Origin of the sequence: Salmonella sp. NW645 (genome assembly GCF_051703725.1) — a bacterium.
GTDB classification, from domain to species: domain Bacteria; phylum Pseudomonadota; class Gammaproteobacteria; order Enterobacterales; family Enterobacteriaceae; genus Salmonella; species Salmonella enterica.
Map to the genome: position 1 here is coordinate 579,120 of NZ_JAMMKR010000002.1, position 13,683 is coordinate 592,802.

At 53.9% G+C, this 13,683-nt stretch carries 13 protein-coding genes and 2 pseudogenes; 7 read left to right on the forward strand and 8 right to left on the reverse strand.

Annotated features, from left to right (window positions below):
- The first annotated feature begins 56 nt into the window (after nt 1–56).
- From ftsZ to mutT, 5 genes are all read left to right on the forward strand, one after another.
- On the forward strand, nt 57–1,208 hold the full coding sequence (gene ftsZ / locus NA389_RS06575; RefSeq protein ID WP_000462785.1) for a cell division protein FtsZ: 1,152 nt from the start codon (nt 57–59) through the stop codon (nt 1,206–1,208).
- A 100-nt stretch (nt 1,209–1,308) separates the two neighbouring features.
- On the forward strand, nt 1,309–2,226 hold the full coding sequence (lpxC, locus tag NA389_RS06580; protein ID WP_000595487.1) for a UDP-3-O-acyl-N-acetylglucosamine deacetylase: 918 nt from the start codon (nt 1,309–1,311) through the stop codon (nt 2,224–2,226).
- Between the two features lie 278 nt (nt 2,227–2,504).
- Nucleotides 2,505–3,002, forward strand: a complete 498-nt coding sequence (gene secM, locus NA389_RS06585; protein ID WP_000014338.1) for a secA translation cis-regulator SecM — start codon at nt 2,505–2,507, stop codon at nt 3,000–3,002.
- Nucleotides 3,003–3,063: 61 nt separating this feature from the next.
- A complete protein-coding gene (secA, locus tag NA389_RS06590; RefSeq protein WP_000905754.1) occupies nt 3,064–5,769 on the forward strand; it encodes a preprotein translocase subunit SecA in 2,706 nt (901 codons plus the stop codon).
- A gap of 151 nt (nt 5,770–5,920) precedes the next feature.
- A complete protein-coding gene (gene mutT / locus NA389_RS06595) occupies nt 5,921–6,316 on the forward strand; it encodes an 8-oxo-dGTP diphosphatase MutT (RefSeq protein ID WP_000736058.1) in 396 nt (131 codons plus the stop codon).
- 33 nt (nt 6,317–6,349) lie between these two features.
- Here the strand turns inward: mutT and NA389_RS06600 are convergent.
- Nucleotides 6,350–6,484 (reverse strand): annotated as a pseudogene (locus tag NA389_RS06600) (aldo/keto reductase); the annotation flags it as partial.
- A gap of 36 nt (nt 6,485–6,520) precedes the next feature.
- On the opposite strand from NA389_RS06600, the pseudogene NA389_RS06605 reads away from it, so the two are divergent.
- Nucleotides 6,521–6,634, forward strand: a pseudogene (locus NA389_RS06605) (LysR family transcriptional regulator); the annotation flags it as partial.
- Here NA389_RS06605 and yacG read toward each other — a convergent pair.
- Genes yacG through coaE form a run of 3 tightly spaced genes read right to left on the reverse strand, consistent with a single transcriptional unit; the run spans nt 6,631 to nt 8,195 of the window.
- Entirely contained in the window at nt 6,631–6,822 is a 192-nt protein-coding gene (gene yacG, locus NA389_RS06610) for a DNA gyrase inhibitor YacG (RefSeq protein WP_001286419.1), read from the reverse strand. The pseudogene NA389_RS06605 and the gene yacG sit on opposite strands and share 4 nt — an antisense overlap.
- A gap of 9 nt (nt 6,823–6,831) precedes the next feature.
- Nucleotides 6,832–7,575 carry a cell division protein ZapD gene (zapD, locus tag NA389_RS06615; protein WP_000557445.1) on the reverse strand — a complete coding sequence of 248 codons (744 nt, stop codon included), beginning with the start codon at nt 7,573–7,575 and terminating at the stop codon, nt 6,832–6,834.
- Entirely contained in the window at nt 7,575–8,195 is a 621-nt protein-coding gene (gene coaE / locus NA389_RS06620; protein ID WP_001270914.1) for a dephospho-CoA kinase, read from the reverse strand. Before coaE ends, zapD begins: the two co-directional genes overlap by 1 nt.
- A gap of 225 nt (nt 8,196–8,420) precedes the next feature.
- Here coaE and NA389_RS06625 point away from each other — a divergent pair, with 225 nt between their 5' ends.
- Nucleotides 8,421–9,464, forward strand: a complete 1,044-nt coding sequence (locus NA389_RS06625) for a GMP reductase (protein ID WP_001217363.1) — start codon at nt 8,421–8,423, stop codon at nt 9,462–9,464.
- A 30-nt stretch (nt 9,465–9,494) separates the two neighbouring features.
- On the opposite strand, the gene hofC is transcribed toward NA389_RS06625, so the two are convergent.
- The 4 genes from hofC to nadC form a co-directional block, all read right to left on the reverse strand.
- Nucleotides 9,495–10,697, reverse strand: coding sequence for a protein transport protein HofC (hofC, locus tag NA389_RS06630; RefSeq protein ID WP_000114112.1), 1,203 nt, complete (start codon nt 10,695–10,697; stop codon nt 9,495–9,497).
- The gene (gene gspE / locus NA389_RS06635; RefSeq protein ID WP_000650588.1) at nt 10,687–12,072 is read right to left on the reverse strand and encodes a type II secretion system protein GspE; all 1,386 of its coding nucleotides are present in this window, start codon (nt 12,070–12,072) and stop codon (nt 10,687–10,689) included. The genes hofC and gspE overlap by 11 nt, the downstream gene beginning before the upstream one ends.
- Before the next feature lie 9 nt (nt 12,073–12,081).
- Nucleotides 12,082–12,519, reverse strand: coding sequence for a prepilin peptidase-dependent pilin (gene ppdD / locus NA389_RS06640; protein ID WP_000414986.1), 438 nt, complete (start codon nt 12,517–12,519; stop codon nt 12,082–12,084).
- A 221-nt stretch (nt 12,520–12,740) separates the two neighbouring features.
- On the reverse strand, nt 12,741–13,634 hold the full coding sequence (gene nadC, locus NA389_RS06645) for a carboxylating nicotinate-nucleotide diphosphorylase (protein ID WP_001135132.1): 894 nt from the start codon (nt 13,632–13,634) through the stop codon (nt 12,741–12,743).
- Nucleotides 13,635–13,683: the final 49 nt, after the last annotated feature.

The following is a 13,683-nucleotide window of genomic DNA, read 5'->3' on the forward strand; positions in this document are numbered from 1 at the left end:
TATGAGGCCGCCAGATATTACGGCCTCAGGCGACAGGCACATGACGGAGAGAGATTATGTTTGAACCTATGGAACTAACCAACGACGCGGTGATTAAAGTCATCGGCGTCGGTGGTGGCGGCGGTAACGCTGTTGAACACATGGTGCGCGAGCGCATCGAAGGTGTTGAATTCTTCGCGGTGAATACCGACGCTCAGGCGTTGCGTAAAACGGCGGTTGGCCAGACCATTCAAATTGGTAGCGGCATTACCAAAGGTCTGGGCGCCGGCGCTAACCCGGAAGTCGGTCGTAACGCGGCGGACGAAGACCGTGAAGCGCTGCGTGCGGCGCTTGAAGGCGCAGACATGGTATTTATCGCAGCAGGCATGGGCGGCGGTACCGGAACCGGCGCGGCGCCAGTGGTTGCTGAAGTGGCAAAAGATTTAGGTATTCTGACCGTTGCCGTGGTGACTAAGCCTTTCAATTTTGAAGGCAAAAAGCGCATGGCATTTGCGGAGCAGGGTATCACCGAGCTGTCCAAGCATGTGGACTCGTTGATCACCATCCCGAACGACAAGCTGCTGAAAGTGCTGGGCCGTGGTATCTCCCTGCTCGACGCGTTCGGCGCGGCTAACGACGTGCTGAAAGGCGCGGTTCAGGGTATCGCAGAGCTGATCACCCGCCCAGGCCTGATGAACGTCGACTTTGCTGACGTGCGTACTGTGATGTCTGAAATGGGCTACGCAATGATGGGCTCCGGCGTGGCGAGCGGTGAAGACCGTGCGGAAGAAGCGGCTGAAATGGCTATTTCCTCTCCGCTGCTGGAAGATATCGACCTGTCCGGCGCGCGCGGCGTGTTGGTCAACATTACGGCGGGCTTCGACCTGCGTCTGGACGAGTTTGAAACCGTCGGCAACACCATTCGCGCGTTTGCGTCGGATAACGCCACCGTGGTTATCGGTACCTCTCTGGACCCGGATATGAACGACGAACTGCGCGTGACCGTTGTTGCCACTGGAATTGGTATGGACAAACGTCCGGAAATCACCCTGGTCACCAATAAACAGGTGCAGCAGCCGGTGTTGGATCGTTATCAGCAGCACGGTATGGCGCCGCTGACGCAGGAGCAAAAAACGGTCGCGAAAGTGGTTAACGACAATACACCACAGGCGGCGAAAGAGCCGGATTATCTGGATATCCCCGCATTCCTGCGTAAGCAAGCTGATTAAGAATTAGCTGGAATTTGGGATTCTGGGCTCTTTGTGCTAAACTGGCCCGCCGAATGTATAGTACACTTCGGTTGGATAGATAATTTGGCGAGATTATACGATGATCAAACAAAGGACACTTAAACGTATCGTTCAGGCGACTGGCGTCGGTTTACACACCGGCAAAAAAGTCACCCTGACATTACGCCCTGCGCCGGCCAATACCGGGGTCATCTATCGTCGCACCGACTTGAATCCACCGGTAGATTTCCCGGCCGATGCCAAATCTGTGCGTGATACCATGCTCTGTACGTGTCTGGTGAATGAGCATGATGTACGGATTTCAACCGTTGAGCACCTGAACGCTGCTCTGGCGGGCTTAGGTATCGATAACATCGTTATTGAGGTTAATGCCCCGGAAATCCCGATCATGGATGGCAGTGCCGCTCCGTTTGTCTACCTGCTGCTTGATGCCGGTATTGATGAACTGAACTGCGCCAAAAAATTCGTACGCATCAAAGAGACTGTTCGGGTTGAAGATGGCGATAAATGGGCTGAATTCAGACCGTACAATGGTTTTACGTTGGATTTCACTATCGACTTTAACCATCCGGCGATCGATTCCAGCAGCCAGCGCTACGCGATGAACTTCTCTGCGGATGCGTTCATGCGCCAGATCAGCCGTGCGCGTACCTTCGGTTTTATGCGTGATATCGAATATCTGCAGTCCCGCGGCCTGTGCCTGGGCGGCAGCTTCGATTGTGCCATCGTTGTTGACGATTATCGCGTATTGAACGAAGACGGCCTGCGTTTTGAAGATGAATTCGTTCGTCACAAAATGCTCGACGCGATCGGTGACTTGTTCATGTGTGGTCACAATATTATTGGTGCGTTTACCGCGTATAAATCCGGTCACGCATTGAATAACAAATTGTTACAGGCAGTCCTGGCAAAACAGGAAGCCTGGGAATTTGTGACCTTCCAGGACGACGCAGAACTGCCGTTGGCTTTCAAAGCGCCTTCGACGGTACTGGCATAACGACATACGCTGTCGTATAAAATTCGACTGGTTAACCTGGCACTCTCTCCGGCCAGGCGAGCCAGTCGTTTTTTTTACTATTCTTTATCTGCGCTTTCCTTAATACAGCCATTTTGACAGGGTTAAATGGAAACACGGCGCGTTCGCTGTTTTCTTAGCCGATTTTCACCTTAGCTTCTCGTCATTACTGCTGTAGCGCGTACGCTTTAATGATAAGATTTGTGCGCAAATTGTTTTGATTCCGTAAGCCCATGAGGGGCATATCAGGTGGCAATGACGTGAGTGGAATACTGACGCGCTGGCGACAGTTAGGCAGACGATACTTCTGGCCGCATCTCTTATTAGGGATGGTCGCGGCGAGTTTTGGTTTGCCCGCGCTCAGTAACGCCGCCGAAACCAATACGCCTGCAAGGACGACCGCCAGCACCGCGTCTAAAGTTAACTTTAGCCATCTTGCGCTGTTAGAAGTCTCTAACCGTCGTCCCAATTTCACCGTAGATTACTGGCATCAGCACGCTATTCGCACGGTGATTCGCCACCTTTCTTTTGCAATGGCGCCGCAAACGCTGCCCGTTGCCGATGCGCCTTCGCCATTACAGGCGCATCATATCGCCTTACTGAATACGCTCAGCGCGATGCTCACGCAGGAGGGCACGCCGCCGGCGATTGTTCGCCGCCTCTCCCTGGCGTATTTTGCGCCACAAACCGCATTTAGCATCCCGGCCTGGATAAGTCAGGCGCAGGGTATCCGCGCCGGTCCGCAACGTCTCAGCTAACGAAAAAAGACCCTTTTACTTTATTTGTAGCTCCGCGGCGCGGGGCATTTGAGACTTTATTATGCTAATCAAATTATTAACCAAAGTATTCGGTAGCCGTAACGATCGTACGCTGCGTCGTATGCGTAAGGCCGTCAGCCTTATTAATGCGATGGAACCGGAGATGGAAAAACTCTCCGATGACGAACTGAAAGCGAAAACCAACGAATTTCGCGCCCGTATTGAAAAAGGCGAAAGCGTAGAGAGCCTGATTCCGGAAGCGTTCGCGGTGGTGCGTGAAGCCAGTAAACGCGTCTTTGGGATGCGTCACTTCGACGTTCAGCTATTGGGTGGTATGGTGCTCAACGATCGCTGTATCGCCGAAATGCGTACTGGTGAAGGTAAAACGCTGACCGCAACGCTGCCAGCCTACCTGAACGCGCTGTCCGGCAAAGGCGTTCATGTGGTAACCGTGAACGACTATCTGGCGCAGCGTGACGCCGAAAACAACCGTCCGCTATTCGAATTCCTCGGCATGTCCGTTGGTATCAACCTGCCAGGTATGCCTGCGCCAGCCAAACGTGAAGCTTACGCTGCCGACATCACTTACGGCACTAACAACGAATACGGTTTTGACTACCTGCGCGACAACATGGCGTTCAGCCCGGAAGAGCGCGTGCAGCGTAAACTGCATTATGCGCTGGTGGATGAGGTCGACTCCATCCTGATCGATGAAGCGCGTACGCCGCTGATTATTTCCGGCCCGGCGGAAGATAGCTCGGAAATGTACAAAAAAGTGAACAAAATCATTCCGCACCTGATTCGTCAGGAGAAAGAAGATTCTGACACTTTCCAGGGCGAAGGCCACTTCTCCGTTGATGAGAAAGCGCGCCAGGTTAACCTGACCGAACGCGGTCTGGTGCTGATCGAAGAGCTACTGGTGCAAGAAGGCATTATGGATGAAGGCGAGTCGCTCTACTCGCCTGGCAATATTATGCTGATGCATCACGTCACCGCCGCGCTGCGCGCGCACGCGCTGTTTACCCGTGACGTGGATTACATTGTGAAAGACGGTGAAGTCATCATTGTTGATGAACATACCGGTCGTACCATGCAGGGGCGTCGCTGGTCTGACGGTCTGCACCAGGCGGTAGAAGCGAAAGAAGGCGTTGAAATTCAGAATGAAAACCAGACGCTGGCGTCTATCACCTTCCAGAACTACTTCCGTCTGTATGAAAAGCTGGCCGGTATGACCGGTACGGCGGATACTGAAGCCTTCGAATTTAGCTCTATCTATAAGCTGGACACCGTCGTTGTTCCGACCAACCGTCCGATGATCCGTAAAGATTTGCCGGATCTGGTGTACATGACCGAAGCGGAAAAAATCCAGGCCATTATCGAAGATATTAAAGAGCGTACCGCGAACGGTCAGCCAGTGCTGGTCGGGACGATTTCTATCGAGAAATCTGAAGTGGTCTCCAGAGAGCTGACCAAAGCGGGCATCAAACATAACGTCCTGAACGCAAAATTCCACGCCAACGAAGCAGGCATCGTTGCGCAGGCTGGTTATCCAGCGGCGGTCACTATCGCTACCAACATGGCGGGGCGTGGTACCGATATTATGCTGGGCGGTAGCTGGCAGGCGGAAGTCGCCGCGCTGGAAGCGCCGACGGAAGAACAGATTGCGCAGATTAAAGCGGACTGGCAGGTACGCCATGACGCGGTTCTGGCTGCCGGCGGTCTGCATATCATTGGCACCGAGCGCCATGAATCCCGCCGTATCGACAACCAGCTGCGTGGCCGTTCCGGTCGCCAGGGCGATCCGGGTTCTTCCCGTTTCTACCTGTCGATGGAAGATGCGCTGATGCGTATTTTCGCCTCCGATCGTGTCTCCGGTATGATGCGTAAACTGGGGATGAAGCCGGGCGAAGCGATTGAGCACCCGTGGGTGACGAAAGCTATCGCTAACGCGCAGCGTAAAGTAGAAAGCCGTAACTTCGATATTCGTAAGCAACTGCTGGAATATGATGATGTGGCGAACGATCAGCGCCGTGCAATTTATACCCAGCGTAACGAACTGCTGGATGTGTCTGACGTGAGCGACACCATTAACAGCATTCGCGAAGATGTCTTTAAGGCGACTATCGACGCCTACATTCCGCCGCAGTCGCTGGAAGAGATGTGGGACATCCCGGGTTTGCAGGAACGCCTGAAAAACGACTTCGACCTGGAGCTGCCGATTGCCGAATGGCTGGATAAAGAGCCGGAGCTGCATGAGGAGACGCTGCGTGAGCGCATCCTGGCGCAGTCTATCGAAGTGTATCAGCGTAAAGAAGAGGTGGTTGGCGCTGAAATGATGCGTCATTTCGAAAAAGGCGTGATGCTGCAAACGCTCGATTCCCTGTGGAAAGAGCACCTGGCGGCGATGGATTACCTGCGTCAGGGTATTCATCTGCGCGGCTATGCGCAAAAAGATCCGAAGCAGGAATACAAGCGCGAATCCTTCGCTATGTTCGCCGCGATGCTGGAATCGCTGAAATATGAAGTGATCAGCACCCTGAGCAAAGTCCAGGTACGTATGCCGGAAGAGGTCGAAGCGATGGAAATGCAGCGTCGCGAAGAGGCGGAGCGCCTGGCGCAGATGCAGCAGCTAAGCCATCAGGATGACGATGCCGCCGTGGCTGCCGATCTGGCCGCCCAAACCGGCGAACGTAAGATTGGACGTAACGATCCTTGCCCTTGTGGTTCCGGTAAGAAATACAAACAGTGTCACGGTCGCCTGAGCTAATGCGATAAACTTACCGGCCTGATAAGACATAATGTGTTGCCATCAGGTCGGTGCTGGCATTATTGCCGAAGGGCGCTACGCTTATTCGGCCTGGCATTGAACACAGATAAAAAGGCGCAGGCGACTGCGCCTTTTTTATGGATGCAACAAGATGAAAAAACTGCAAATCGCGGTTGGGATTATCCGCAACCCGAACGACGAAATTTTTATTACCCGACGCGCCGCGGATGCGCATATGGCGAACAAGCTGGAATTTCCCGGCGGAAAAATTGAAGCCGACGAAACACCAGAGCAGGCGTTGATCCGGGAGCTACAGGAAGAGGTGGGGATTACGCCAACACAGGTGACATTATTCGACACTCTGGAATATCAATTCCCGGACCGACACATTACGCTGTGGTTTTGGCTGGTTGAACGCTGGGAGGGCGAACCGTGGGGGAAAGAAGGACAGCCGGGACGGTGGATCGCGCAAAACGCGTTGAATACGGACGATTTTCCACCGGCCAATGAACCGATTATTCGTAAATTACGCCAATTTGCGCCTTAGTGGGGGATCGCAACACGATCCCCATCGATCTTATTAGCGATTTAATGTCGACATAATTTCCGGCCAGTAGCGGGGGCCGGCCGCGGCGTCGTGAGGAAAAACCGCCTCAATTGCCGTCAGCTCCTGCGGGCTTAGGGTCAGTGATAACGCGCCAGGGTTTTCTGGCGCAGTGGCGGCTACGTTTCTGTTATAGCCTAATCTCGCCGATTTTATTGGTATTATCCCGGCCGCGCGCATATGGCGCTAAAACTACGCGTATTTATTGATTATTTTTGTCATAAGGCGATATTGCCGTCTCAACAGAGCCATCTCCGTTAGCGCTCTTCGCTCCAGTCGTCGCTATCAGACTGGTCGCCGCTGCTGGCGATTCGTTTCTCTTCGGCGGCCCATTCGCCCAAATCAATTAACTGACAGCGTTTAGAACAAAATGGGCGGAAGGGGCTAATTTCTCCCCAGACGACCGGTTTACCGCAGGTCGGACAGTTTACGACGGTCACGTCAGACATTTTTACTCCTTAGCAACAGGCCAGTTCAAAATCAAGACGCTCCGGCACCAGACCATTTTCACTATCCAGCGGCATAAAGCGAATGGCAAAACGGCTCTTATGGCCGGAAATTTGCGGATAAAGTTGTGAATCGAGCGTCAGCATAAGACGCAGCAAATCGGCGTCGTCCCCGTTATCCTGATAAAAACCGTTCAGGCTGGTTTGCTTACGGAAAGGCGCTGAATTACGGATCAGATCAAGCACCAACGTCAGCGCCTGGGTGAGGGGATTCAGGCTGGCAAGCCAGCTTTCAATCTGGACGTCGCGCTGCGCCTGTTGTAGGTGCAACCAGATATGCAGAGTGGGTAAATCGAAACTGCAACAGCCGCCAGGAATACTTAAGCGTTGACGCACAAGGGCAATCAAGCGATCTTCGCGTAGCTGCTGGCCAATCCTCGGGGCGGAGATCAGCACGCTGCCCGCGGATTTTAACTGCTGGCGCAGGGCTTCAATACGGTCTTGATCGACGCCGGGAACCTCAACCCAGGCCTGTAATTTACGCTGCTGGCGCTCCAGTTCTTTCAGCAGTTCGGTACGGACTTCGCCCCGTTCGAACACATCCAGTAGATCGCTGATGTTACGGAAAAAATGCAGTGCGCCAGCATGGTCTGCAATTGGCAGGTTGATGGAGAGCTGTTGGATCAAAAACTCTATGCGCAGCCACGTACGCATCTTCTCATTGAGAGGGTGTTCAAATAGGACCTGGGTGTGCATTACGGTTTTTCCTGTGAGACAAACTGCGACGCGAGCTTAAGATAACTGGCGTGCAGGCGGGCCACATCTGATGCGATAGCATCCGGTGCGCCGTTATTATCAATAACATCGTCCGCCACGGCAAGGCGCGCTTCACGCGTCGCCTGCGCAGCGAGAATGTGTTCAACATGCTCGCGCGTAACATCATCACGCTGCATTGTGCGCATAAGCTGCGTTTCGGGCGTAACGTCAACCACCAGTACGCGGTTGGCTTTTTGATACAGCCTGTTTTCAACCAGCAGAGGCACAACCCATAACACATAGGGCGACGTAGCCTGTTGAAACTGTCGTTGGGTTTCCTGCTGAATTAAGGGATGAAGCAGAGCGTTAAGCCAGGCTTTTTCTTCCGGATGCGAAAAAATACGCTCACGCAGCGCCCGGCGACGTAATGTGCCGTCGGCGGCGATAAGTTCAGAACCAAAATGTTCCGCTATTGCGTTCAGGGCGGGCTGCCCTGGCTCAACCATCTGGCGCGCGATAATATCCGCGTCGATGACGGTTATTCCGAGGTCAGCGAAGGCATCAGCGACGGTACTTTTACCGCTGCCAATACCGCCGGTTAAGGCTACGGTATACCTCATATCTCCAGCTTCCGGAATTTTAGTTTGATAATCAAAAGGTTAAATTTTAAACATACAAAGACGATGCGCTCTGAGCATTAACCTACTATTCGCCAGGTAAATTTATGGGATTGTAACGTAAAAAAAGAGAATTTCGCAGTCTTGTACGGCCATGATTAGTGCGTATGATAGCGTCACTGGAGTTGTGAGTTTCGATTTTTCGCCATTAACCCCAGGAATCCGCACATGCGTATTGAAGAAGATCTGAAGTTAGGTTTCAAAGACGTTCTTATCCGTCCTAAACGTTCTACCCTCAAAAGCCGTTCCGATGTCGAACTGGAACGTCAATTCACCTTTAAACACTCAGGTCAGACCTGGTCTGGCGTACCGATTATCGCGGCCAATATGGATACCGTCGGGACGTTTGAAATGGCGCAAGCATTGGCCGGGTTTGATATTCTGACTGCTGTACATAAACATTATACCGTTGAAGAGTGGGCAGCTTTTATCAACACGGCTTCGGCTGATGTTCTGAAGCATGTGATGGTTTCCACCGGGACCTCTGATGCTGATTTCGAAAAGACCGTGCAGATTCTGGCGCTGGATCCTGCGCTGAACTTTGTCTGTATTGATGTGGCCAATGGCTATTCAGAACATTTTGTGCAGTTCGTCGCGAAAGCACGTGAAGCATGGCCGACAAAAACAATCTGCGCAGGCAATGTGGTAACGGGCGAGATGTGCGAAGAGCTTATCCTCTCCGGCGCCGATATCGTGAAAGTGGGAATTGGTCCCGGCTCCGTATGCACGACGCGTGTAAAAACTGGCGTTGGTTATCCGCAACTGTCGGCGGTTATCGAATGTGCTGACGCGGCGCATGGCCTGGGCGGCATGATCGTCAGCGATGGCGGCTGCACCATGCCAGGCGACGTAGCAAAAGCCTTCGGCGGCGGCGCGGATTTCGTTATGTTGGGCGGTATGCTGGCGGGTCACGAAGAGAGCGGCGGCAGCGTGGTAGAAGAGAACGGCGAGAAATTTATGCTGTTCTACGGCATGAGTTCGGAATCTGCGATGAACCGTCATGTCGGCGGCGTCGCGAAATACCGCGCGGCAGAAGGTAAAACGGTTAAATTGCCGCTGCGTGGGCCGGTGGGCAATACTGCCCGCGATATCCTGGGTGGTTTGCGCTCAGCCTGCACTTATGTCGGCGCGTCTCGCCTGAAAGAGTTGACCAAACGCACCACCTTTATTCGGGTGCAGGAACAAGAAAACCGCATTTTCAATAGCCTCTAATATTCTGGCTGGCGTAAATGTGCGCCAGCCTTATCCCATCCCGCTCATCGCGTCTCCCAGATGAAAAATCGGCAAATACATCGCCACCACCAGCGTACCGATAATTAAGCCGGTGATGATCAATAACGCCGGTTCCAACAGCGACGCCAGATTGTCGGCCAGCGCCAGCGTAGTTTCACTGTGGTGACGGGCAAGGTTATGCAGCATGATATCGAGTGAACCGGACGCTTCGCCCGTTCTGACCAGTTGCAGGCATAGCGGACTAAATTCCTGGGTATTTTTTAGCGCCAACCAGACCGGATTGCCCGCGGCGATCTCCTGATGTACCTGCGTTAAACGCTGTGACCAGTAAGGGCAGCCGAGGCTATCGATAGCGCTTTCCAGTCCCTGAAGAAAAGGAATGCCTGCGCTTTGGGTCAATGCCAGTACGGTGAATATTTGCGCTAGTTTCTGGCCTCTTATCAGGCGACCCATAACGGGAAGCCGTAGCAGAAGACGCTGCCGCTGCGCTTGCCAGGACGGCTTTTGTTTTACCCTGCGGTGAGCGATAGCAACGAGCATCGCCAGGAACAAGATGAGCCAACCCCATGCCGACCCCCATTGCGCTATCGCGATAATACCGCGCGTCAGAAGAGGGAGCGGGGTATTAAAGCTACGGTAAATGGCGGCAAATTCCGGCAGAACAAAGTGCAGCATGGCGAAAACGACCAGAGCGGCCATTGTCAGAATAATGGCGGGATAGCGCAGCGCCTTTTTCACGCTAACCGTAATCTGCCGCTGCGCTTTTTGCTGACGGGCCAGTTCAAAGCAGCATTCGGCCAGTTTGCCGGTCAGTTCTCCGGTGCGGATCATCGTCTGGTAGAGCGGCGGAAATACCTGCGGCCAGGAGACTAATGCGCTGGAAAAAGGGACGCCCTGTTCAAGCTCGTGAGCCAGCGTGCGCAACAGCGCTTGCCATTGTCGGTGGGGATGCTGTTGCGCAAGGAGTTCCAGCCCTTCAGAAAGCGTCAGTCCGGCATGAATGAGCGTGGCCAACTGATGAATAATTTCAGCGCTTTGCTCTTCTTTCCACAGTGCGGCGTTAACGCCCATGCGCTTGATGCGAAGCGGCATAATGCGCTGATGTTGCAGGGTGATGATCAGCGCCAGACGATTGTCCACCCATACAACGCCTTGTTCCAGTTGACCTTTATCGTTAACGCCTTGCCAGCGCCAGAGCTGTTTAACGCTCATGGGGCATTCCCAGAACGCGCAGTATCTCTTCAAAGGACGTCATGCCTTGCTCAACGGCGCGACAGCCATTTTCAAAAAGCGTCCCTGTACCGGTCTGTTGGAGGTGGGCTTCCAGTGCTTGTGCCGATGCGCCGCTCGCAATTAACTGACGTAATGTCGGGGTAACGGTTAACACTTCGAATAACGCGGTTCGGCCATAAAAGCCGTGGTAGCAATGCTGACAGCCGCTTGCCTGCCAGCGCGGTAGCGCGCTGGGCCAAAGATTGGGCGATAGCACCACGGGATCGCTCAGGCGCTGTTTGCAGTGCGGGCAAAGCTTCCTTACCAGGCGTTGCGCTACCACCAGCGTAAGCGCCGATGAGATCATCCAGCGTGCTACGCCCATTTGTTGTAAACGTATCAGGGTTTCGCTGGTGGAGTTCGTATGGAGCGTGGAAAGTACCAGATGGCCCGTTTGTGCCGCCTTAATGGCGATTTCTGCGGTGTCGCCGTCACGAATTTCACCTACCATGATGATGTCAGGATCCTGGCGTAAAAGCGCGCGCAGCACATTTTGAAAGGTGAGCCCGGCGCGGGGATGGATCTGCGTTTGGTTAATCCCATCCAGTGGAATTTCTATCGGATCCTCAACGCTACAGAGGTTGATACCCGGCATATTCCGGGTTTGTAGCGCGCTGTATAGCGTGACTGTTTTTCCGCTACCGGTGGGGCCAGTCACCAGTACCAGCCCCTGAGGTTGCTGTAGGGCTTGTCTAAAAGCGGTAAGTTGTGCCCCGTACATGCCCAGCGTGTCCAGATCCAGCGTTTGTTCAACCTGATGCAACAACCGTAAGACGACTTTTTCGCCTTCTTTACAGGGAAGCGTGGCGATACGAAAAGAGATGCTGTCGCCCGCCAGGTCAACGGTAAATTGCCCGTCCTGCGGCAGCCGATGTTCAGCGATGTCCAAATTTCCCAGGACTTTCAATCTGGCCGTCAGCGCAAGCCCCGTCTCTTTGGCGATGTCCTGCAGAATATGAAGAACGCCGTCGATGCGGAGTCTTATCCGGTAGCGGCTGGCGCCTGGTTCGAGATGGATATCAGAGGCGCGTTTCGCCATCGCCGAGCGTAATGTCTGATTGAGAAGCTGGGCCGCGGTTTCTCCGCCTTTCGCGGCGTTTGCCGAGGGAGCCTGATCCGGCTTATGCCGATGATTTTCCATTTGCTGGCGAGTCCAGCACACAATATCAATCTGTTTTTGCGTGGCGAAATGCAGAGCGTCCAGTAACGCATGAGAGGGCGCGTCGACCACCGCAACAGTGATACTGTTGCTGGCGCTATTGATCAGTACAGCCTGATGACGTTGACACAATGTGTTGAGCTGAGCGTCTTTCATCTTGTCTCCTTAGTTGGCGTCAAAACGGAAGACATCTTCACAAGCCTGTTGTAACGCGCTGTCGCTTTGAATATTGCAGTTACGCGTCCAGCCGATAATGCCGTTAGCATTGTCCCAGGCGGGCGTCATGATGACGTTAAGCCCGCTCAGACTCTCCTGGCCGGTAAGCGTGATGACGCCTTTTTCCACGCTCATGCCCGAAACATAACGGGTGATGACGGGCGAGGGGATACCGTTGACGCCCGCATCGCATGTGCTCGTCCCACCATGTTCCAGAGCGCAGAGTTCGACGGCGGTACGGTAGGGGACAAACGTTTGCAACATATCCGTCAGCGCCGCTTTACGCAGATAGTTCTGGTAAGCCGGAATGCCGATGGCGCTTAAAATGGCGATGATGCCAATAACGACCATCAGTTCGATAAGCGTGAAACCGCGTTGTTTTTCCATTGTTCGCTCCTTGAGTTAGCTGGCGCTACTGTGGCAAACGCGGGAAGAGCGGGCGAGCGGCAAAAGGTAAAACGGGAAGGCGGATTCTGAAGATTTTCGCTGCGTTACATGACACGGCAACGTTATTGCGAGGCGCTACGAATATTTTACCGAATCACGACGCGGATCTACGGACAGGTGATTTATAGACCCGACGGCGCAGCGCCATCGGGTGGAGAGGATCAGCGAAAACGCATGGAGAGATCGAGCGCGCGTACGTGCTTGGTCAGCGCGCCAACGGAGATGAAATCCACCCCGGTTTCAGCAAATTCGCGTAAGGTTTCCGCGGTGACGTTGCCGGATACTTCCAGCCGCGCCTGGCCGTTGACGCGTTTCACCGCCTCGCGCATCTGGTCGGTGTTGAAATTATCCAGCATGATAATATCCGCGCCTGCTTTCAGCGCATCGTCCAGTTCATCCAGATTTTCGACCTCGACTTCTACCGGCACGTCCGGATGGAGCCAGAACGCTTTTTCCACCGCCTGACGAACAGAACCGGAGGCGATGATATGGTTTTCTTTAATCAGGAACGCGTCAGTGAGGCCCAGACGATGATTGGCGCCGCCGCCGCATAAAACTGCATATTTGAGCGCGGTGCGCAGACCCGGCAGCGTTTTACGCGTGTCGAGCAACTGGGTTTGGGTGCCAGCCAGCAGTCCAACGTAGCGGCGTACTTCACTGGCGACGCCGGAAAGGGTCTGGACAAAGTTTAGCGCCGTGCGCTCGCCGGTCAGCAATACGCGAGCTGGGCCGTTCAGTTCAAACACTGTTTGGTTGGCATAAATGGCATCGCCGTCATCGACATGCCAGGTGAGGCGCACATCATCGCCCGCCAGTTGGATGAAGACCTCTTCAGCCCAGCGCTTGCCGCAGAAAACGCCGTCTTCACGAGTGATCACCGTGGCATGGGCTTGCGTATCTGCCGGCAAAAGTTGCGCGGTGATATCGTTGCCAGCATCGACTTCTCCACCTAAATCTTCACGCAGCGCCTGAGCAACGGCGGCAGGGATATCGAGATTAATGCGTTCCAGTAGCGCGTCACGTCGGTCGTCTGGGTTATAACGGCGAGGCGGCATGATAAAACTCCAAATTGCTAACGAATCATAAGGTAGAAACATGCTACTC